This is a genomic window from Marinomonas pollencensis (assembly GCF_003387375.1).
Lineage (GTDB): Bacteria > Pseudomonadota > Gammaproteobacteria > Pseudomonadales > Marinomonadaceae > Marinomonas > Marinomonas pollencensis.
Genome location: NZ_QUNG01000003.1, coordinates 297,981 through 317,917, shown reverse-complemented (window position 1 = coordinate 317,917; position 19,937 = coordinate 297,981). Strand labels below are relative to the sequence as shown.

The 19,937-nt window shown below is 45.0% G+C and carries 18 protein-coding genes; 11 read left to right on the top strand and 7 right to left on the bottom strand.

The features are described 5' to 3' along the window. Nucleotides 1-91: 91 nt before the first annotated feature. A complete protein-coding gene (glpD, locus tag DFP81_RS06585) occupies nucleotides 92-1,591 on the bottom strand; it encodes a glycerol-3-phosphate dehydrogenase (protein ID WP_115896960.1) in 1,500 nt (499 codons plus the stop codon). Between the two features lie 232 nt (nucleotides 1,592-1,823). Beyond that, on the bottom strand, nucleotides 1,824-2,597 hold the full coding sequence (locus DFP81_RS06580; RefSeq protein ID WP_115896959.1) for a DeoR/GlpR family transcriptional regulator: 774 nt from the start codon (nucleotides 2,595-2,597) through the stop codon (nucleotides 1,824-1,826). 164 nt (nucleotides 2,598-2,761) lie between these two features. On the opposite strand from DFP81_RS06580, the gene glpK reads away from it, so the two are divergent. Continuing rightward, entirely contained in the window at nucleotides 2,762-4,252 is a 1,491-nt protein-coding gene (gene glpK / locus DFP81_RS06575; RefSeq protein WP_115896958.1) for a glycerol kinase GlpK, read from the top strand. Between the two features lie 123 nt (nucleotides 4,253-4,375). Here the strand turns inward: glpK and DFP81_RS06570 are convergent, their stop codons facing one another. The 3 genes from DFP81_RS06570 to DFP81_RS06560 all read right to left on the bottom strand — a co-directional run bounded on the left by DFP81_RS06570 (nucleotide 4,376) and on the right by DFP81_RS06560 (nucleotide 7,004). Next, nucleotides 4,376-4,891, bottom strand: coding sequence for a DUF501 domain-containing protein (locus DFP81_RS06570; RefSeq protein ID WP_115896957.1), 516 nt, complete (start codon nucleotides 4,889-4,891; stop codon nucleotides 4,376-4,378). A 9-nt stretch (nucleotides 4,892-4,900) separates the two neighbouring features. Further along, nucleotides 4,901-5,311 (bottom strand): PilZ domain-containing protein, encoded by a 411-nt coding sequence (locus tag DFP81_RS06565; RefSeq protein ID WP_115896956.1) that lies wholly within the window; start codon nucleotides 5,309-5,311, stop codon nucleotides 4,901-4,903. Between the two features lie 241 nt (nucleotides 5,312-5,552). After that, nucleotides 5,553-7,004 carry an aminotransferase-like domain-containing protein gene (locus DFP81_RS06560; protein ID WP_115897028.1) on the bottom strand — a complete coding sequence of 484 codons (1,452 nt, stop codon included), beginning with the start codon at nucleotides 7,002-7,004 and terminating at the stop codon, nucleotides 5,553-5,555. Between the two features lie 221 nt (nucleotides 7,005-7,225). Here DFP81_RS06560 and DFP81_RS06555 point away from each other — a divergent pair, with 221 nt between their 5' ends. The 8 genes from DFP81_RS06555 (at nucleotide 7,226) to DFP81_RS06520 (ending at nucleotide 15,233) form a co-directional block, all read left to right on the top strand. Continuing rightward, the gene (locus DFP81_RS06555) at nucleotides 7,226-9,202 is read left to right on the top strand and encodes a methyl-accepting chemotaxis protein (RefSeq protein ID WP_115896955.1); all 1,977 of its coding nucleotides are present in this window, start codon (nucleotides 7,226-7,228) and stop codon (nucleotides 9,200-9,202) included. 83 nt (nucleotides 9,203-9,285) lie between these two features. After that, a complete protein-coding gene (locus DFP81_RS06550) occupies nucleotides 9,286-9,765 on the top strand; it encodes a peroxiredoxin (RefSeq protein WP_115896954.1) in 480 nt (159 codons plus the stop codon). Nucleotides 9,766-10,292: 527 nt separating this feature from the next. Continuing rightward, complete coding sequence (locus DFP81_RS06545) at nucleotides 10,293-11,300, top strand: amidohydrolase family protein (RefSeq protein WP_115896953.1); 1,008 nt, start codon at nucleotides 10,293-10,295, stop codon at nucleotides 11,298-11,300. Between the two features lie 10 nt (nucleotides 11,301-11,310). Further along, a complete protein-coding gene (locus DFP81_RS06540) occupies nucleotides 11,311-11,988 on the top strand; it encodes a 4-carboxy-4-hydroxy-2-oxoadipate aldolase/oxaloacetate decarboxylase (RefSeq protein ID WP_115896952.1) in 678 nt (225 codons plus the stop codon). Beyond that, entirely contained in the window at nucleotides 11,981-13,057 is a 1,077-nt protein-coding gene (locus DFP81_RS06535) for a 4-oxalomesaconate tautomerase (RefSeq protein WP_115896951.1), read from the top strand. Before DFP81_RS06540 ends, DFP81_RS06535 begins: the two co-directional genes overlap by 8 nt. 39 nt (nucleotides 13,058-13,096) lie before the next feature. Next, on the top strand, nucleotides 13,097-13,969 hold the full coding sequence (locus DFP81_RS06530) for an amidohydrolase family protein (protein WP_281272019.1): 873 nt from the start codon (nucleotides 13,097-13,099) through the stop codon (nucleotides 13,967-13,969). 47 nt (nucleotides 13,970-14,016) lie between these two features. Continuing rightward, nucleotides 14,017-14,379: a protocatechuate 4,5-dioxygenase subunit alpha gene (locus DFP81_RS06525; RefSeq protein WP_115896950.1), complete on the top strand. Its 363-nt coding sequence runs from the start codon at nucleotides 14,017-14,019 to the stop codon at nucleotides 14,377-14,379. After that, nucleotides 14,379-15,233, top strand: a complete 855-nt coding sequence (locus tag DFP81_RS06520; RefSeq protein ID WP_115896949.1) for a class III extradiol dioxygenase family protein — start codon at nucleotides 14,379-14,381, stop codon at nucleotides 15,231-15,233. The genes DFP81_RS06525 and DFP81_RS06520 overlap by 1 nt, the downstream gene beginning before the upstream one ends. Nucleotides 15,234-15,332: 99 nt before the next feature. Here DFP81_RS06520 and DFP81_RS18505 read toward each other — a convergent pair whose 3' ends face one another. Beyond that, entirely contained in the window at nucleotides 15,333-16,643 is a 1,311-nt protein-coding gene (locus tag DFP81_RS18505) for a methyl-accepting chemotaxis protein (protein ID WP_115896948.1), read from the bottom strand. A gap of 293 nt (nucleotides 16,644-16,936) precedes the next feature. Between DFP81_RS18505 and ada the strand changes: the two genes are divergently transcribed. Further along, nucleotides 16,937-18,052 (top strand): bifunctional DNA-binding transcriptional regulator/O6-methylguanine-DNA methyltransferase Ada, encoded by a 1,116-nt coding sequence (ada, locus tag DFP81_RS06510; RefSeq protein ID WP_181903049.1) that lies wholly within the window; start codon nucleotides 16,937-16,939, stop codon nucleotides 18,050-18,052. Then, on the top strand, nucleotides 18,049-18,951 hold the full coding sequence (locus DFP81_RS06505) for a DNA-3-methyladenine glycosylase family protein (RefSeq protein ID WP_115896946.1): 903 nt from the start codon (nucleotides 18,049-18,051) through the stop codon (nucleotides 18,949-18,951). The genes ada and DFP81_RS06505 overlap by 4 nt, the downstream gene beginning before the upstream one ends. Here DFP81_RS06505 and DFP81_RS06500 read toward each other — a convergent pair. Beyond that, nucleotides 18,945-19,898 carry a LysR family transcriptional regulator gene (locus DFP81_RS06500; RefSeq protein ID WP_115896945.1) on the bottom strand — a complete coding sequence of 318 codons (954 nt, stop codon included), beginning with the start codon at nucleotides 19,896-19,898 and terminating at the stop codon, nucleotides 18,945-18,947. The two genes, DFP81_RS06505 and DFP81_RS06500, sit on opposite strands and share 7 nt — an antisense overlap. Nucleotides 19,899-19,937: the final 39 nt, after the last annotated feature.

Genomic DNA, 19,937 nt, shown 5'->3' with positions numbered 1-19,937 from the left:
GGATTTTCGGTGAGATTCTTACTATGAGTAAATCAAAAAAAGCCCACTTAGACAATTGCTTAAGTGGGCTTTGGAGTGATGTTGAGTATTATCAAGCAGCGCTTGCTAAGGTCTGTTGAATATAACTCTCTAACTCAGTGACTTGTTCTGGAGTAAACTCCAAGCCAAGTTTTGTTCTGCGCCATAAAATATCTTCCGCAGTGTATGCCCATTCATGGTTAATTAAATAGTCCACTTCTGCTTGATAAAGCTCTGCACCAAACAGTTTCCCTAAGTCTTCTTGGGAGTTCACTGTGTTTAATAAAGTGTGCGTTAATGTGCCGTAGCTCATGGCAAAACGTTTTGCCATATGCGCCGAAAGGAAAGGGTAGCGTTTTTGTAATTGCAGAGTGAAGGCATCAAGTGGCATACCTAAATCGCCACCTGGTAGAGGTCGAGAGTCTGTCCAGGGTTGGCCAATGGCAGGGAAATAGGGAGTAAGTTGCTTTAATGCCGACAGGGCAAGTTGGCGGTAAGTGGTTATTTTTCCGCCAAAAATACTTAATAATGGTGCCTGACTATTCGCGTCATCTAGATGCAAGGTGTAGTCACGAGTAACGGCTGAAGGATTGTCTGATTCATCTTCTAATAATGGTCGAACACCAGAATAGCTCCAGACAATATCCGCCGCGGTTAATTGCTTTTTAAAGTGTTGGTTTGCAACCCCAAGAATGTATTGGGTTTCTTCTTCTGAAATCGCTACTTTATCTGGATCGCCGTGATATTCCACATCCGTGGTACCAATTAAGGTGTAATGTTCACGGTAAGGAATAGCAAACACAATGCGTTTATCTGTGTTTTGCATAATAAATGCATTGGCGTGTTGGTACAGCCTTGGCACCACAATATGGCTTCCCTTGATCATGCGAATACCATAGGGTGGTTTTTGTTCCATTTGGCTTTTAATAAAAGATGACACCCAAGGCCCAGCGGCATTTACGAGTGCGTCAGCGGTAATATTGTGTACTTCTTTTGTTTGCTGGTTTTCTAGGGTGATTAACCACTGCCCCTTTTCTCTTTGAGCAGAAATACAGCGAGTGCGGGCAAAAATATCCGCTCCATTTTGTTGGGCACTAAGCGCATTAATGACCACAAGACGAGCATCGTCTACCCAGCAGTCTGAATATTCAAAGCCTTTGCTGATGTCGCTTTTTAGTGGGCTGTCTGCACCATATTTGACCCCATGAGAGCCTGCTAAAGCTTCACGCTTACCTAAATTATCGTATAAGAACAAACCAAGGCGAATTAACCAAGCAGGGCGTAAATGTGGGCGATGTGGCATTTGAAAGCGCAATGGCGTGACAAGGTGAGGGGCAATTTTAAGCAGTACTTCACGTTCTGTTAGAGCTTCTCGCACCAAACGAAATTCATAATGCTCCAGATAACGCAAACCACCATGGATAAGTTTGCTGCTAGAGGAGGAAGTTGCGTGGGCAAGGTCGCCCATTTCACACAATCCAACACTTAAGCCGCGACCTGCTGCATCGGCTGCGATACCTGTACCATTGATGCCACCACCGACAATAAATAAGTCGAAATGTGTTTGTTTCATAGCCTGCCCCATTATGAATTTCGAATAATAATGTTCATTTTTGTTCGAAAACGAATATTAATGTTCGATAGTAGACCTTGATATGACCGCTGGCAAGCTTCAAGTGGTATTTTCTGTGGAGTATTTAAGGAAAAGCCATTGAGTGGCAAATAATGCAAGCGACCTCTTCTTTTAAGATAGTCGCTTTTTATTAAGATGGGATAGTGTGTAAATGGTCAGACAATGACAGGTGTTAAGGTTGCGAGCCGCAAAGCTCAAGGCGTACCTGATGCTCTTTCATAAGCGTAAGAATGGGCTTAGGTGGGTGTTCTTCTGTGAACAGGCGGTCAACTTGAGTAATATTACCCAGTCGTACCACCGCATTACGACCAAATTTCACGCTGTCTGCCGCTAAAAAGACATTACGAGAGTTGGCAATAATACTTTGTGCGACACGCACTTCCTGATAATCATAATCCAGTAGAGAGCCATCATTCGGGTCTATGCCACTAATGCCTATAATGCCATAATCGACACGGAACTGATTGATGAAATCGATAGTCGCTTCCCCCATTACGCCACCATCTCGTGAGCGGACGGTACCGCCAGCGATGATCACGGTAAAATCTTCCTTACTGCTTAGAATGGTAGCCACATTCAAATTGTTCGTAATGACCTGTAGGCCTTGATGATTTAGCAGGGCTCGTGCAACGGTTTCTGTGGTGGTGCCGATATTGATAAACAAGGATGCATAGTTGGGTATCTCGGCTGCCAATTTTCTGGCGATTTGCTCTTTGGCGGAATGCTGCATAATTTGGCGTGTAGCATAAGCTACATTGGTTGTGCTTGAGTCATAGCTCGCGCCACCATGATGACGTCGGATTTGCTCAGCTTCAGCAAGGGCGTTGATGTCGCGTCGAATGGTTTGCGGTGTAACGGAAAATTTGCTGGCCAATTCATCAATCGTCACATACCCTTTTTCTTTAGCAATGGCGACGATTTTCTCTTGGCGAGTTTGCTGACCCATATCGATTCATTCTCCTAAAAAAGTTTACTGCTTGCTAAAGAAGCCTAGATTGGTTTTTAATAGCCGATATTCACATTTGAACATTTATGTTCAAAACAAAAAAAATAAAAAGTCTCAGGCGTAATGCTTATGCCAGATGACAGTGACCTAAAAGAGCCTTTCCTATGAAAAAGTATATTCTTGCGATTGATCAAGGCACCACTAGCTCTCGTGCTATTTTATTTGATGAGTTAGGGCAGCGAGTAGGTCAATCTCAACAGGAATTCTCGCAACATTTTCCCCATGATGGCTGGGTTGAGCATGATCCTGAAGATATATGGACGTCCACATTAAGCGTCTGTCGTGCTGTGCTCAAGGATACAGGTATCGATGCCAAATCGGTAGCCAGTATTGGTATTACCAATCAGCGGGAAACCACCATTCTTTGGGATACAGAAACGGGGCAGCCTATTTATAACGCCATTGTATGGCAGGATAGACGTACCAGTGAATTTTGTCATACCTTGCACCAGCAGGGGTTGAGTGAGCGTGTGCAAGAAAAAACTGGTCTGTTGATCGACCCTTATTTTTCCGCTACTAAGATACGTTGGATCATTGACAATGTAGAGGGAGCGAAAGAAAAAGCGCAGCAAAACAAGTTGGCGTTTGGCACGGTAGACAGTTTCTTATTATGGCGCTTAACCAAAGGCCGATCCCATAAAACAGATGCAACGAATGCCGCTCGTACCATGGCGTTTAATATCCATACCCAAGAGTGGGATCAAGAGTTGATTGAGGCATTTGGGATTGAGCAGGTTATTTTGCCTGAAGTGATGGATTGCAGTGCCGATTTTGGTGTCATTGATGAGTCATGGTTAGGAGCAAGCATTCCAGTGAACGGAATGGCAGGTGATCAGCAAGCGGCTCTTATAGGTCAAGCTTGCTTCAAAGCGGGCATGGTAAAAAGTACTTATGGTACGGGCTGCTTTCTCATTTTGAACACAGGCGACAAGCCGCTGCGCTCAGAACATAAACTGCTTACCACGGTGGGTTACCGGTTAAATGGTAAGGTCACTTATGCTTTAGAAGGCAGTATTTTTGTCGCGGGAGCGGCGATCCAGTGGCTACGGGATGGTTTAAATTTATTTAAAGATGCAAAAGAAACGCAAAGCTTGGCGCAACAAGCCTTGAATGGTGATTCTGTGTATTTGGTGCCTGCGTTTACTGGCTTAGGGGCTCCTTATTGGGACCCAGACGCTAGGGGGGCAATGATTGGATTGACTCGAGATACCAGTGTGGCTGATATTGTCAGTGCAGGATTGCGTTCAGTTTGTTATCAAACCAAGGATTTGGTTGGCGCTATGGCGCAGGATGGCGCGACTTTCCGTTCGTTGCGCATCGATGGCGGCATGGTGATTAACGATGTCATGGTGCAGTTTTTAAGTGACCTATTGGAAGTAGAAGTAGAGCGTCCAAAAATCACCGAAACCACGGCATTAGGTGCGGCATATTTAGCCGGATTGCAGGTTGGTATTTTCTCTTCGCTAGAAGCGATTAGTGAATTATGGCAGGCCGAAAAGCAATTTGAACCAAGTATGGCGCAAGGCACGGGCGAAAAATTATACGCAGGCTGGCAAGAAGCCGTTAATCGAGTCCGTACACGCCCTGAAGAATAAATCGCTTATCATCGCGAGAGCAAAAACGAAAAAAACCAGACTCAAGTTTTCATTCACTGAGTCTGGTTTTTTATTGTCTATGCCAAACGAGAGCGTGTTTTATGGCTCTTGTTGTAATGGCAGTTATTCTGCGTCTGCGATGCTTCTTATGTCGTACTCTTCATCCAGAATGCGACCAATGACATTATCGCCAGCTAGGTGATGGGCGTATTGCATGTGTAAGCAACGAACTTGATCCCAGTTTTTGATACCACCAATACCGAGTTTCTCAAATAACGGTTTAAAGCCTTTTTCTTCAATAATGGCTTTGTGCTCGTCACTCATGGCTGCCCAGCGTCGCGCAATGTAGTCGCGATGCGAATTGTGGTGGGCTTCGCGCAATGTTTCGTCGTCTTTAATGCGCTGTTCTAGCTCTTTTACAACCCCTTGGCTTTCGATTTTAGCAAGCGCCTTATCAATGGCTTTACTAGATAACCAGTACAGTGTGGGAAAAGGTTGGTCAAACACCCAGGTTTCCATTTCGAGTACTTGTGGAATCTGGTTGGGAGAGTAGTGTGCAATAGCGCTAATGCCACTTGGTGTGCGACCAAGTTGGTCAGTGATAATGTCAATATCACGTTGAGATAGAGATTGGGTCATAAAGGTCTTTTAGGTGATAAATGCGGGGAAGGATGCTGCGAATTTCTGGATCCACTCTGCCGCTGCTTCGTTGTAGTTAAGACGACGGCCTTGTGTTTTAGCTTGGCGTCGATAGTGCTCAATTTGAGACAGTTGCTCAACCATCCGCACACAATAGCACTCGTCTTTGATCGGGAATTCTATTGCGACCTTGTATTCGTTCATTTCGCAGTCACACCAGACAACACGGCCAGTAACGCAAAAGTTAGGGTCGATTTCTTCTAGGGTAACTCTTACTGAACGCCCACTTTCAAAGTATTGGGCTGCAAAACATGTAATTCCGGCGAACCCTACATCTTTCCCATTTGAAACAGGAAAAGGTTGATCCTCTATGAGAGTGATCTCTAAAGGAAGGTCTTTCGGATGTGAAACAAATTCCATCGCAACAAGCCAGCTAATTCAAGTATTAAAGTTATCGGCCGCAAAGGCAGAGTGTTTAAAAAAGAATGCGAATTGTACGCTTTCTGTTCGGACTGTACAGACGAATTTTAAGATAGCAAAATAAACATTCATAACTTCAGCTTATAAGAAAAAAGCCTTAATCAGGCACTATTTAAGAATTAATCCATTTTCTATCAGTTTGCCACTTAAAATACGTTATAAATCATGAGTTTTTGAAAACTTATGTCGGAGAGTGTTGATAAATGTCGTTATCAGTCAGCACATCGTTTTGTAAGGCATGCACTAAAGAACCTAAATCTGATAAAGCTTGCAGGTTTTTTTGATCCCATAAAACAGCATAATTTAGCCTTAAATGATGGGAGAATTGGTTTGAAAGGCTGAACGCTAAGCCGGGCAAAAGGCCAATTTTTTGAGCCATTGCTTGCTGATAGAGCTGCATGGCATCAACTGCATCAGGCAATGTAACCCAGAGTAAGCAGCCTCCAGATGGGTGAGAAACGCGTGTTCCATCAGGGAAGGCATCAAGCACCAAGGTTTGGCAGCGGGCTAGGTTGGCCTGATAGCGTTGCCGTGTTTTACGCAGATGACGATCATAGGCGCCGTGTTCCAAAAAATGGGCGATGGCGGTTTGTGTAACGGTGGGGATAGCCAGCGATTGAACATAGGCGTAATGCTCTATCTTGTCTTGGTAGCGTCCTCCCACTATCCAACCTACTCTAAACCCCGGCGCGATGCTTTTTGAAAAAGAGCTGCAATACAAGACTCGACCTTCGTGGTCATTGGCCTTTAAGGCCGCTTCACGTTGCTCTTGATACCCCAATTCCCCATAAACATCATCTTCTATTAAAGCGATATCATGGCGACTGGCAATATTTAATAAGTGTTGCCGAGCGTGGCTGGAGAGAGTCGCCCCGGTAGGGTTTTGATTGTTTGGTGTCACAATACAAGCCTTGATTGGCCATTGCTGTGCGGCCTGTTCAAGTTGCTGAAGATCGATGCCAGTGTCTTCTGAGCAAGGAATTTCGATGGCTTTTAAGTGCAGTACCTCGATGGCTTGTAATACGCCATGATAGGCCGGACTTTCGATGGCAATTGTGTCCCCTGGTTGGGTGGTGGCTTGCAAGGCCAGCATAATGGCATTTTGGCAGCCTAACGTAATGGTGATGTCATCAGCTTGCAGTCGGCAGCCCGTATCGAGCATGCGAATCGCAATTTGTCGCCGAAGCTCTAGTGAACCAGGGGTAAACTCATAGCTGGAGCAAATTTCAGGGTCGGCACGCATTAACCTCACGACAGAGCGTTGTAATTGCTTAATGGGGAGAAAATCACTGTAGGGAATGGCCGCGCCAAAAGGCGCAATGTTTTTATCTTGTGAGGCATGCAGCAGCTGATTGAGTAAGCGGTGCATATGTCCATCGTACTTTTTTGGGGTAATTTGTGCCGCATCACTGTTGGGTTGATGGCTTTGTACAAAGTAGCCTTTTTGCGGTCGCGCTTTTATTAAGCCGCGATCTTCTAATAGGCTAAAAGCTTGCATAACTGTAGCAATACTAACGTTAAACTGTTTGCTGGATTTTCTTAGAGAAGGGATGCGGGTATTGGGCAAAAAAGTCCCTGCAAGAATTTGCTTTTCTATTTGCTGCGCGACTTGTTCGTAGAGCGGTTGATCCATGGCTAGCTGAAACCTGATAGTCATTATGAGTTGAATTTAGCAGATCCCTTACTGGAAGCCTATGGCTAGCCATTTGATCACAGATAGAAGAGCTAAACTGCCAGTCAGTGAAGTAAAAGTGTCATTAGATATAAATTGTCCATTAGGTCGGTTTTCTGCCAATATATGGCCTGTTTCATGCAGATAATATGAAGATTAATTCCATTAGCTAGAGGTTAGTTATGTCACTATCTGTAATCCAGAGGATCTTGTTGGGCTTTGGTGTTTTACTATTGTTATTGCTTGTTATTGCTGGCTCAGGCTTTACTGGTATTAAAAAAATTGAAGGCAGTCTTAATGATATTACAGGAAATGTTGCTCAGATTAGCGCTCAAAGTAACGAGCTGAGCCATGATTTGTCGTTGGCCAATGCCGCCGTGCTGCAATATCTGTTAAGCAAATCACCTGATTCATTAGCAGGGTTAAAAAAATCTTTCGAGGGTTATAAAGCCGATACCGATTCGTTGTCTGCTGAGCTACAGCAGAGTGTCAGCAAACATCCCGTGATGGAGGATCTGCTGAATGAGATGAACCTTCAGCTGCAGACCTTTTATAAAACGACGCAAGTGGCTTTTACGAATCATGAGCGTAAGCTGAATCTGCAGGCCAAAATCCCAGATAAGAAATTCGATCTAAAAGACGATCTTGCCTACACCATCGATGACCTTACATCCATTAGTGATGACAGTGGTACCCAAGCGGCGAAGTTTGCCGCATCTTACGTGCGTATTCGTCTAGAAAGCCTACAAGTATCAATAGGTGACTATTTTGACACGACAGACCTTACGGACATGCAGTCCATGAAGGAAACGATGGCCAAAACGTTTGTTGGTTTAGAGGATAAATTAAACTATCTAAATAACGTGGATATTAAAGATTCAATTGATTTGCTGGCCGAGGAAATTCAGAAGCAAGATAGTGTCATCAATGACTTTTATGAATACACCCGCCTCAATCAAGAAGCCGAAGTGATTGCTAAGCAGCTTTCTTCTAGCATGTCTAAAGTCGATGAGTTAACCAAGGCGTTACTAAATAGTACTGTGTCTATGCGTGATCAAGCGAAAGTGGCCGCGAATGACAGTGCGGCTTTTTCTACTTTGATGATGGGGGTCGTGTTGCTGGTTTCTGTCTTGATTGCGATTGCCATTACGCTGTGGGTGAGTCGGAGTATTCGTCGTCCTCTTAATGAAGTTATGGTCGTTTTAGGGAAAATCTCTGAAGGGGACTTTACTCAGCGCAGTCAAGTGAAAACAAACGACGAATTTGGTGATTTATCACGCTGGGTCAATGACTTAGTTGTAAAATTACAGCAAGTGATGAAGGATATTGATAAAGCATCAAATGATGTTTCTGAGTCAGCGCAGAATAATGTTCGTTTAGCGGGAGACACCAAAGTGCTGATGCGCTCGCAAAATGAGCAAACCTCGAGCGTTGCGACTGCCATGACAGAAATGGCCGCGACGGTACAAGAGGTGGCTAAAAACTCTGAAATTACATTAAGTCAAATTCAGCATGTGGACCTACGAGCCAATGAAAGTCGTGAGCAAATGGAGCGTAATATTACCGATGTAGAGCATCTGGTTACGCAACTCGAGCAATCGACGGCTGTGGTGAATCAGCTTGATGAGTATTCACAAAATATTGGTCGCATATTGGAAGTCATTCAAGAAATCGCGGAACAGACCAATTTGTTAGCCTTGAATGCTGCAATTGAGGCTGCCCGAGCTGGAGAGCATGGGCGTGGCTTTGCCGTGGTGGCTGATGAAGTGCGTACTTTAGCAACGCGTACTCACAGCTCTACAGAAGAAATACAGCATGTGATCAATCAGCTGCAGCAAAGCGTGAAACAAACGGTAGCGAGCATGGAAGAAAGCCGGAATGGGGCTTACAGCAGTGTTGAAAACACCCGTCTTGTAGGAACTTCTATTAATGAGTTGCAAGCCAGCATGGCTGAAATACGCGATTTAAGTACTCAAATTGCCACCGCTGCAGAGCAACAGTCCTTAGTGGCTCAGGACATTACCAAAAGTGTCCATGAGATTTCTGACATGTCGGATCAAGCCGCCCATGGCGCGGATCAAAGCGAGCAAGACAGTAGCCGACTTTCTTCCTTGGCCACACACCAAAGAGCACTGTTAACACAGTTCAAAACGGTGTAATAATGCGGATTTAGCGGGTAGCCCCTCGATAGAAGGCTTTTTTCCTGTAATATGCGCTCGTTATTATTTTATGGAGTATCAGAATGGCGGTTCAAATTGGGGATATGTTGCCTAATGGTCAATTTCAAATTATGGGTGTTGAAGGCCCTGAAAGCGTTGATGTGACTGAATTTTTCTCAGGAAAAAAAGTACTGATGTTTGCAGTGCCAGGAGCATTTACTCCAACTTGTAGTGCGAGCCACCTTCCAGGTTATGTGGTTCATTTCGACGCGTTTAAAGAAAAAGGCATCGATGAAGTGGTGTGCTTGTCTGTTAATGATGTTTTTGTCATGCATGCATGGGGCGAAGCAAACAACGCTGAGCACCTTGTGATGGCAGCAGATGGACTGGCAGAATTTACCCATTCTCTTGGCTTAGAACTGGATATTTCAGCGGCTAAAATGGGAATTCGTAGCTTGCGTTATGCGATGTTAGTCGATCATGGAATCGTACAAAAGCTATGGCTTGATGAGCCAGGTGAATACAAGGTGAGTTCTGCAGAATACGTATTAACGCAACTCTAATTCAACACACGATATTGTCTAATAGCCGCTTCTAGAAGCGGCTTTTTTTTACCTGTAAAGCCCTTATGGTCAGCGGTCTAGGTGCTGGCCTGAGGTTTGCTATGGGACTTAGCTTATCGCGTATGATTTTCTTATGTCATAAAAACTGAATGCATAATAGGAAAAGGGGAAGTGCCTCTTTTGGCTGCCTATCGCTGAGAAGAACTGGTTACGTCTTGTTATTAAATATCTATTTCTAAAAAAATATATTATAAATCAATTGTTTGTTTTGTTTTTCAGATGCCCTCTTTAAATTACTAAAGGCTTTTTTATGCGCTCAAGGGTCAGGCGAATATTCAAATCTAAATTCTCTTCTATATCAAAAATCAATATCTTTTAAGTTAAATTGAACTGTTCAAAGTGGCGTCAGAAATCAATACTCAGCTATCAATTTTCACTTGCGGCATAGACGGTGCGTGTTTCATTTTCTTTGCGCTGTGTGCTGTTTGCGGGTGTTAGTTACCATAAACAAGAAAGAGAGCAGTAGCATGATTATAGATTGCCATGGTCATTACACGACCACTCCTCCTGGGGTAGGTGAATACCGAGATAAACAAAAAGAGCAGGTTGCTAAAGACCCTTCGTTTGTTGGAGAAAAAGGAAAAGTAGTCGTTTCAGATGATGAAATCCGTGACAGTATTATTAATAACCAACTTCGCTTACAGCAAGAGCGAGGCACGGATTTAACCATTTTTTCTCCGCGTGCTAGCTGGATGGGTCATCATATTGGTAATGAGTACACGAGCCAATATTGGACAGAGCATCAAAATGACCTAATTCGTCGTGTGTGTGATCTTTTCCCAGAAAACTTTGCCCCTGTGGCTCAATTGCCTCAGTCTCCAGGTGTCGATCCGGCGAAATCCGTCGCCGAAATTGTGCGTACGGTTGAGCAAATGGGCTTCATTGGCATCAATTTGAACCCAGACCCGAGTGGTGGTCATTGGCAAGATGCGTCATTGGCAGACCGTTCTTTCTATCCAATTTACGAAAAAATGTGTGAGTACGATATCCCCGCGATGATTCACGTGAGCGCAGCATGCAATGACTGCTTTCATACCACGGGTTCTCATTATTTGGGTGCAGACACGACAGGCTTTCAACAGCTGATGATGTCTGATGTGTTTAAGGATTTCCCTGAGCTTAAGGTCATTATTCCCCATGGCGGTGGTGCGGTTCCATATCACTGGGGGCGCTTCCGTGGATTGGCACAAGACCAAGGTTTTGACCTTGCCGAGCGTGTGTTGAATAACGTTTATTTTGATACCTGTGTTTACCATCAACGTGGCATTGATTTGTTGCTGGATATTATCCCGACCAAGAACATCTTGTTTGCCTCTGAAATGATTGGTGCAGTGCGAGGTGTTGATCCAGAGTCCGGCCATTATTTTGATGATACAAAACGTTATATCGATAACAACACAGTATTGAGTGCAGCGCAGAAGCAAGAAATTTTCGAAGGCAATGCGCGCCGTGTCTTTAGTCGCCTACAAGCATAAGGAGCAGGTTATGAGGGAAAATAAAGTGGTTCAACAGATCCAGCGAGCTGAGCAATCTGTCATTGACGGGTTGGCTGAGTGCGGTGTGGCGACTATCCATGAAGCACAAGGCCGTGTTGGTCTATTAGCGCACTATATACGCCCCATCCAAATGGATAAAACCATAGCAGGCTCGGCGGTGACCATCTCTGGTGCCGCAGGGGATAACTGGATGATGCATGTTGCGATAGAGCAATGTCAGGCAGGAGATGTCATGGTCTTCGCTCCGACCTCTCCTTCTATTCACGGTTTCTTCGGTGATTTGTTGGCCACATCAGCACAGTCACGAGGCGTTGTGGGGTTAATTATTGATGGCGGTGTTCGTGACACACGAGACCTTCGTCAAATGAACTTCCCAGTTTGGTCAAAAGCTGTTTTTTCTGAAGGTACTATCAAAGAAACCCTGGGTTCGGTGAATGTGCAAATCGTTTGCGCAGAACAAACGGTCAATGCCGGTGATGTCATTGTGGCGGATGATGATGGGGTAGTGGTTGTACGTCGTGAAAAAGCCGCTGAAGTGCTGGAGTTGGCTCGTGCTCGTATGGCGAATGAAGAGGCGAAGCGAGTTCGTATGGCGAATGGCGAGTTAGGGTTGGATATATATGAAATGCGCCCTCGCCTAGAAGCGAAAGGTTTGAAATATGTCTAATCAAGGCACGTCTTGTATGTGGATGCGTGGCGGGACTTCGAAAGGTGCTTACTTTATCGCATCCGATTTACCAGCCAATGAAGCGCAGCGAGATGCTTTCTTGTTGCGCGTCATGGGTTCCCCTGACGATCGCCAAATTGATGGTATCGGCGGGGCAGATCCGTTAGCGTCAAAAGTCGCCTTAGTTCAGCAATCAAGCCGTCAGGATGCGGATGTAGATTATTTGTTTCTACAGGTTTTTGTTGACCAAGCTGTGGTGAGCGATGCACAGAATTGTGGCAATATTCTTGCCGGTGTTGGGCCTTTTGCTCTAGAAAGAGGATTGGTTAAGGCGCCGCAGGACGGTGAAGTCGCAGTGCGAATCTTTATGCAAAATACCGGACAAATTGCCGTGGCGCGCGTCATGGTCAAAGAGGGTGAAGTGCAATATGAAGGGGATGCACGGATTGACGGCGTACCGGGTTTTTCGGCCCCAGTGCCGATCACTTTTAAAGACACTGCAGGGTCCAGTTGTGGCGCTTTATTGCCCACTGGTAACACGGTCGATGTGATTGATGGCGTTGCAGTAACCTGTATTGATAATGGCATGCCGGTAGTCGTGATGTGCGCTCAGGACGTAGGGATTACTGGTACCGAAAGCCGTGAGACTCTAGAAGCCAATGAGGCACTAAAAGCGAAGTTGGAATCGATCCGTCTACAGGCGGGAAAAATGATGAATCTTGGTGATGTGTCGTCTAAATCGGTACCGAAAATGACCATGGTCAGCGCACCGACAAATGGCGGTGCCATTTCGACGCGAACCTTTATACCTCATCGCTGCCATGCTTCTATCGGGGTATTGGGTGCGGTAAGTGTCGCTACTGCCGCAGTACTGGATGGCTCACCGGCTAAAACCGTGGCGGTATTGACTGAAGCAAGCCGTATGACGCTAGAGGTTGAGCACCCGATTGGTTCCATGACGGTCATTTTAGATCGCTCAGAAGACGGCGAAATCGGCACTGCTGCGATATTAAGAACCGCTAGAAAGCTTCTAGATGGACAGGTATTTACACATAAAAATGGCCTTTAGGCGATTTTTTGTTTCTAGAATAACAATAGGTACACAATCATGATGGATAAAGATTATCTTCCTTTTCACCCTGCACCCAGTAAACCGACCTTTGTCGTGCCAGCTGGTGCGGTAGACGCCCATTGCCACGTTTTTGGTCCTGCAGAAAAATTTCCTTATCACCCGAAACGTAAATACACGCCGTGTGATGCATCAAAACAGCAGCTCTTTGCCCTGCGTGATCATTTGGGTTTTTCTCGTAATGTTATTGTGCAAGCGTCGTGTCATAGTACCGATAATTCAGCGTTAATTGACGCCCTAAACAGTGCTGGTGAATTGGCGCGCGGGGTCGCATTTGTAGATGATTCGATTACCGAAGCCGAGTTAAAAGAGATGCATGCAGCGGGTGTTCGCGGTGTGCGTTTTAATTTCGTTAAACGCCTCGTTGATAGCACACCAAAAGAAGTGTTCTTTTCTATTGCAGAAAAAATCAGACCTTTCGGCTGGCATATTGTGGTGTATTTTGAAGCGGCGGATCTTGCTGAGCTAATCCCTTTCTTGAAAGAGTTAAACACCACAATTGTGGTTGATCATATGGGAACACCGAGTGTCGCCAATGGTGTTGATCACCCTGATTTTAAACGCTTTATCGACTTTATGGCTGATAATAGCAATGTGTGGTGCAAGGTAAGTTGCCCTGAGCGCTTAACCTTACAAGCCCCTGACTATTCTGATGTCGTACCATTTGCACGAACCCTAGTAGAGAAGTTTCCTGAGCGTGTTTTATGGGGGACCGATTGGCCTCATCCTAATATGAAGGTGCATGTACCAGATGACGGTCATCTGGTGGATGTTATCCCGCACATTGCTCCGACCGCTGAGCTTCAGCAAGCTCTCTTGGTGGATAATCCAATGCGGCTTTATTGGTCTTAAAGAACCGCTATTGACTACGCCATAAAAATAATCAAAAGGCGCATACCATGTCCGAATACGACTCAGAACAACCTATTCCTGGCACCTACCTCTTTAATGGTCATATGGCCAAAAAGGGGTATGGTTTAAACAAAATGTGTTTCTCATTTAATGAGCAATCTGCAAGGGATGAATTTAATCAAGATCCTGATGCATATTGTGTGAAGTTTGGCCTGACAGAAAGGCAAATTAAAGCCATTCGTGAGCGGAATATTATTGCCCTACTGAAAGAAGGGGGCAGTATTTATTATGTGGCTAAGTTTGCTGGGCTATTGAAGTTAAACATGCAGGATATCGGTGCGATTCAAAGCGGACAAAGCCTTGACGCGTTTAATGCAATGTTAAAAAAACGCGGATCAGGAGAAGGCTAATGGCAAGAATTATTGGCGCAATAACGACTTCTCATATTCCAGCCATTGCAAATGCAATGGCTAATAAACAAGAAGACAGCCCTTATTGGAAACCTTTCTTTGATGGCTATCCACCGGTTAGAAAGTGGCTTAATGAGAAAAAGCCTGATGTCATTGTGCTGTTTTATAACGACCATGGTTTGGAGTTTTTTATTGATAAAAAACCCACCTTTGCGATTGGCGTAGCCGATCAATACCATAACTCAGACGAGGGTTGGGGAATTGCAACGATTCCGCCAGTGACCGGCGAATCAGAATTGTCTTGGCATATTGCTAACAGCCTTGTCGACGATGGTTTTGATATGACCATTTGCCAAGAAATGAAAGTCGACCATGGCCTGACTGTGCCGCTAAGCCTTATGTGGCCGGGTAATGACTATGGCCATGTAAAGGTGATTCCTGTGTGTATTAATTGTGAGCAATATCCAATGCCACAACCTAAACGCTGCTACGCACTAGGACAAGCCATCGGTAAGGCGATTGAATCTTACGATGAAGATTTGACCGTTGCTGTGTTTGGTACGGGCGGCATGTCTCACCAACTTGATGGCGAAGCGGCAGGCACTTTAAACCGTGAGTTCGACCTTGAATACATGGATAAATTGGTGACAAATCCAGAAGAATTGACTCGCTATAGCAACTTAGACTTGGTGAAAAAAGGTGGTGCGCAAACGGTTGAGTTAAATATGTGGATTGCCATGCGTGGTACGCTTCGAGGTAAGGTCACACAGTTGCATCGCAATTATCATGCACCTATCTCAAATACAGGTGCTGGATTACTTCTGCTTGAGCATGAAATGCCTGAAAAATCTTAAGTTGGCTTCTATCTTGTAAAAAGTATCTTGTAAGATATAAGTTACATTGGGAGTGCGAAGCGATCTGCTTCGCGCTCCCATTTTTTTCATTAGGCGTTTTTAGTTAGAGCTTTGCACTAGCTTATTAACGGTACTTGATACGTGCTCTGCCCCAGTTAGAATTTCATCAATAATATCAGCCGCTTGGCTAATTAGTTCAGCGTTTTGACTCGAATAATTGTGAATGCCGTTCATGCTGCTCTTTGCTTTACGGGTCAGTTCGCTGTTTTGTGCCACCATGGTTTCTATTTCAACGGTAGAGCTGCTAGTGCGCGAGGCGAGCGTGCGCACCTCGTCAGCAACCACCGCAAAGCCGCGCCCATGTTCTCCCGCCCGTGCTGCTTCAATCGCGGCATTAAGTGCTAATAAATTGGTTTGATCGGCGATCGAAGCAATGGTGGTGACTATTTTGGCAATGTTTTCTGATTGGCGGTTGAGCTGTTCAATGAGGTCGCTTGAGGCGTTAACTTCACTGATAATATGGTTTGAGGTACTTACCGTATCCTGCAATATTTTTACGCCATTTTCTGAGACCTTAGCGGTTTGCATTGAGGTGGTATGGGCCACTTCTGCCGCGTTTTGAATAGCCATTTGAGCCAACACGCGAGCGCTGATATCTGAGGCTAACTTCACCACCTTGATGACCTTATTTTGATCATCAAATATAGGATTATAGCTGGCTTCTAACCAAACTTTGTTGCCCTGTTTGTCAATACGTAAGAACTGTCCTGTCTTGAAGTCACCCGTCGCCAACTCTTGCCAGAAATTAGGATGAGAAGCATAAAACTCGTCTTGACAGAACATGCGATGATGCTTGCCAATGACTTCTTGTTTAGAGTGATAGCCCATCGTTTTCAAAAAATTTTCATTGGCAAATTGAATCGTACCATCTGGTGAAAACTCAATAAGAGCAGAGGAGCGGTCAATGGCGTTATAAACGGCTTTTTGATTATCGGCTTGGTATTTCTCTAGGGTGATATCGTTGGCTGTTTTGATGATTTTAACGATTTTTCCATCTAGCTCGACGGGGACATAAGTGGCTTCTAGCCAGATGTCTGAACCATCTTTGCGCTTGCGCTGAAAGGTGCCTTTTTGGCTTTTTCCTGCCGCTAACTGATCCCAAAAAAGCTTATAGTCAGGGCTTTTGGTAAGACTGTCTAGACAGAACATAGCGTGATGTTTGCCTTGGATTTCTTCTAGTTGGTAACCTGTAGCGTTAAGAAAAAGAGAGTTAGCTTCTAAGATCTTACCGTCAGGGGTAAAGCTAATAATAGCGCAGTGTTGGTGCAAAGACTGGATCAGGGCACGGTCTAATTCTGTACGCTTTTTTTCTTCAATTTCCGCGCTATTGTCTTTTGTCTTAAAAAACATAATGGTTCATTCCATCCCTATAATCAGTAAGATTTTCTGGTTGTTGCTTGTAGGGAAAATCCTACATAGATGTGTGGAGTATAAAAAACATTCAACTTAATTGATGCAATAATTATGTGAAGAAAGGTGACAAAAAAGTGTATGAGAGTATCAAGAGTAGAGTTTGTTTTTTTGGAAGAGCCTAGTTACTTACAATTACAGAACAAGATTTAGAGTGCCGAATAAAACAGAACGGATTATGCTGATACTCATCTTATTAATGGTACTCAGAGTAAATGGGGGATCATAATTCAATGCACCACTATCAGACTTCCCAAGCAAAGTATTTGGCGATTCGGCACCGCGACTCATTAGCAGTAGGGCATTTTTTTTATGGTGTGCTATCGACGGGAATTTTCTGCCGTCCAGATTGCTCTTCACGTCAGCCTTTGCTGGAAAACATTCGTTTTTTTGATCAGGCTTGCGATGCAAAGTCAGCGGGTTTTAGAGCCTGTAAACGCTGCCGCCCAGAAGTCAGTGATACGCTAAAACAAGAAAAAATCAGAACGGTATGTCGTATTATCGAAGTTGAAGAGGCGCAGCTAACTTTAGCGACATTATCTCAAAGGGTTGGCTGGAGTCCGTGCTATCTACAACGAGTTTTTCGAGCTGAAGTAGGCGTGAGTCCTAAATCTTACGCAAGACAAGTGAGGATACGGCGCATGAAAATGGCGTTAGCTGAATCAAAAAACATCACTCAAGCCGCCTATCAAGCTGGTTTCGCTTCAACGGGTCATTATTATTCAGAGGTACATAAAATGGGTATGGCAAGAGTAACAACAACGCCCTCTGATCAGCTTAAGGGGCAACAGCAAACGGTATTTTATCAAATAGTGCCAACCGAACTTGGCTTTTGTCTTATGGCAGCAACCGAAAAGGGAATATGTGCGGTCAGTCTAGGAGATGATAAGGAAGCACTACTGGCTGAGTTAGAGGGGCAAGTTGGCACAGCGTGTTTGCAGAATGTTGGTTTGCAGGAAACAGATATAAAGTCTTCTTCAAAAACTTGGAAGGCTTGGTTTGAGGCAGTGATAGCTCAGGCTAATTCGGCTGCTGTTGGTTCAGATGCTTTGCCTTTGGATATAAAGGGGACTGCTTTTCAGCAACAGGTATGGCAAGCGTTGCAAATGATTCCGCGAGGAGAAACGCGAACCTATAGTGAGGTGGCGGAGTTATTAGGCAGACCAAATTCAGTGAGAGCTGTGGCCACGGCATGCGCGGCAAATAAAGTCGCTTTGCTGATACCCTGTCATCGAGTTATTCGTAAAGGTGGTGGCTTAGCAGGTTACCGCTGGGGAGTGGAGCGTAAACACAGTTTATTAGAGCGAGAATCAACTGCGCCGAGCCTTGTCGCAGGAAACAAAGAATGACCAATCCCTTGTTCAAAGCTCTGCCGAGCGACTTTAATAAGCAAGACTTTATTGCTTTCCATCATCGAGATGAGCATGAGGTGGCAGAGCGATATGCTGATAATGTCATTGAAAAGGGGCTTATTTGGGGCGCTTATCCTGCGCGTCTTTGTTTTGATTTCAATGACGTAAATCGAGTGCAGGTTAGCTTACACTGCGATGCTGAAAAAGCGTCGATAGACAGCGCTAAATTATCGCAATTAGCTGATCATATGTTGGGTCTGGATCAGAGAATAGAGGCGTTTGAGAGGTTTTGTAGCCGTCAAAATACGCCCTTTTCCCATTTAGTGCAGCAGCAGAAAGGACTGCGCATTCCGCAAAGTGCTTCCCCCTTTGAGGCGTTTAGCTGGGCTATTATTGGTCAGCAAATCAGTGTCAAGGCGGCAATTTCAATACGGCGGCGTTTTATTCAAACGTTTGGTATGGAGCACTCTAGCGGTTTATTGTGTTATCCAACGGCTGAGTCACTGCAACACGCCACACCAGAGAGCTTACAAGCGAGTGGCCTGTCAAACAGCAAAGCAGCGACATTGCTGTTATTGGCTGAACATATTTGTCAGCAAAAACTGGTTTGGCCTAGTCAGCTCGATCACACCATCATTGGTGCTTTTAGCAAGCAACTTCTGGCGTTGAAAGGAATCGGGCCTTGGACTGTCAGTTATGGTTTACTGAGGGGCTTTGGCTGGCTAGATGGGTCATTGCACGGTGATGTGGCGGTACGTCGTCATTTATCCAGTTTACTGGCGACTCCGACAGTAATGGATGCCAAAGCGACTGAGCAATGGTTGGCTGATTATGCACCATGGCGCGCCCTCGCCGGAGCCCACTTATGGGCAATGGGCTCGGCTTCTGGTTACTGAGTCTGGATGCGTTGAAACATGGACTCAAATTGGCCGATGTTTTGCTGCACATAATCAATAAAAGAGCGCATGGTTGGGGTGGGATGTTGACCTTGAGGGTTAACCAAACACCAAGAGCGACGTAGCGGAAAATCTTTAATAGGGAGCTCTACTAAGGAGCCCAAGGTTAGTTCTGGCAGTACACCTAGGCGTGGCAGCACCGCAACTCCAAGTCCTGCGATCACTGAATGCTTAATGGCATCATTTGACCCCATGATCATTTCATTTTGAAAGCGAACTCGTTGTTTCTGACAGTGTAGCTCTAACGCTAATCGACTGCCTGAGCCCGGCTCTCTAAGTAGCAAGGTGTGTTCCAGAAACTGACTTAATGTGACTGGGTCCTGCTGGTTTAACAATGGGTGTCCCTTGGGCACAACTGGGATCATCTCATTACCCAAAAAAGGAATACTTAACATGGGTTTATCGTTTGGCACCATGCCCATAATCGTCAGCTCGTCGCGATTTTTTTCGAGCCGTTCAATCGCTTGAGTACGGTTCACGACATCGAGAAAAATGGTGACGTTTGGATGTAGACTGCTATAGGCTTTTAGCAAATAAGGCACAATGTATTGGGCTGTGCTCACCGCCACCAGTTTCAATTCCCCAGACACTAATCCGCTTTCGGCGCCTAGGTCATTTTGAAAGCGTTGCACTTCATTAAAAATGGCAAAAGTACACTCGGCTAAACGTTTAGCGATGGCCGTGCTGTACAGCTGACGACCAACATACTCGAACAGAGGTTGTTCGATGGCTTGTTCTAGTTGGCGAATTTGATTGCTGACAGCAGGTTGGCTCAAGCCAAGCATGTCGCCAGCACGGCTGTAACTATTTAATTCGTAAACACTGTTAAATACCTGAAGCTGTCTAAAAGTTAGACGGTTGGCTAGATTTTGAACGGAAGACGCCATATTTCTCCTCATTTTTGTTTTTATTCATCACGTATACCT

Coding starts and splice junctions, on each gene's coding strand:
- DFP81_RS06535 (WP_115896951.1), top strand. CDS start 11,981: ATGTCTAATCAAGGCACGTCTTGTATGTGGATGCGTGGCGGGACTTCG.
- glpK (WP_115896958.1), top strand. CDS start 2,762: ATGAAAAAGTATATTCTTGCGATTGATCAAGGCACCACTAGCTCTCGT.
- DFP81_RS06565 (WP_115896956.1), bottom strand. CDS start 5,311: ATGGAATTTGTTTCACATCCGAAAGACCTTCCTTTAGAGATCACTCTC.
- DFP81_RS18505 (WP_115896948.1), bottom strand. CDS start 16,643: ATGTTTTTTAAGACAAAAGACAATAGCGCGGAAATTGAAGAAAAAAAG.
- DFP81_RS06520 (WP_115896949.1), top strand. CDS start 14,379: ATGGCAAGAATTATTGGCGCAATAACGACTTCTCATATTCCAGCCATT.
- DFP81_RS06530 (WP_281272019.1), top strand. CDS start 13,097: ATGATGGATAAAGATTATCTTCCTTTTCACCCTGCACCCAGTAAACCG.
- DFP81_RS06525 (WP_115896950.1), top strand. CDS start 14,017: ATGTCCGAATACGACTCAGAACAACCTATTCCTGGCACCTACCTCTTT.
- ada (WP_181903049.1), top strand. CDS start 16,937: ATGCACCACTATCAGACTTCCCAAGCAAAGTATTTGGCGATTCGGCAC.
- DFP81_RS06500 (WP_115896945.1), bottom strand. CDS start 19,898: ATGGCGTCTTCCGTTCAAAATCTAGCCAACCGTCTAACTTTTAGACAG.
- DFP81_RS06545 (WP_115896953.1), top strand. CDS start 10,293: ATGATTATAGATTGCCATGGTCATTACACGACCACTCCTCCTGGGGTA.
- DFP81_RS06560 (WP_115897028.1), bottom strand. CDS start 7,004: ATGGATCAACCGCTCTACGAACAAGTCGCGCAGCAAATAGAAAAGCAA.
- DFP81_RS06580 (WP_115896959.1), bottom strand. CDS start 2,597: ATGGGTCAGCAAACTCGCCAAGAGAAAATCGTCGCCATTGCTAAAGAA.
- DFP81_RS06570 (WP_115896957.1), bottom strand. CDS start 4,891: ATGACCCAATCTCTATCTCAACGTGATATTGACATTATCACTGACCAA.
- DFP81_RS06540 (WP_115896952.1), top strand. CDS start 11,311: ATGAGGGAAAATAAAGTGGTTCAACAGATCCAGCGAGCTGAGCAATCT.
- glpD (WP_115896960.1), bottom strand. CDS start 1,591: ATGAAACAAACACATTTCGACTTATTTATTGTCGGTGGTGGCATCAAT.
- DFP81_RS06555 (WP_115896955.1), top strand. CDS start 7,226: ATGTCACTATCTGTAATCCAGAGGATCTTGTTGGGCTTTGGTGTTTTA.
- DFP81_RS06505 (WP_115896946.1), top strand. CDS start 18,049: ATGACCAATCCCTTGTTCAAAGCTCTGCCGAGCGACTTTAATAAGCAA.
- DFP81_RS06550 (WP_115896954.1), top strand. CDS start 9,286: ATGGCGGTTCAAATTGGGGATATGTTGCCTAATGGTCAATTTCAAATT.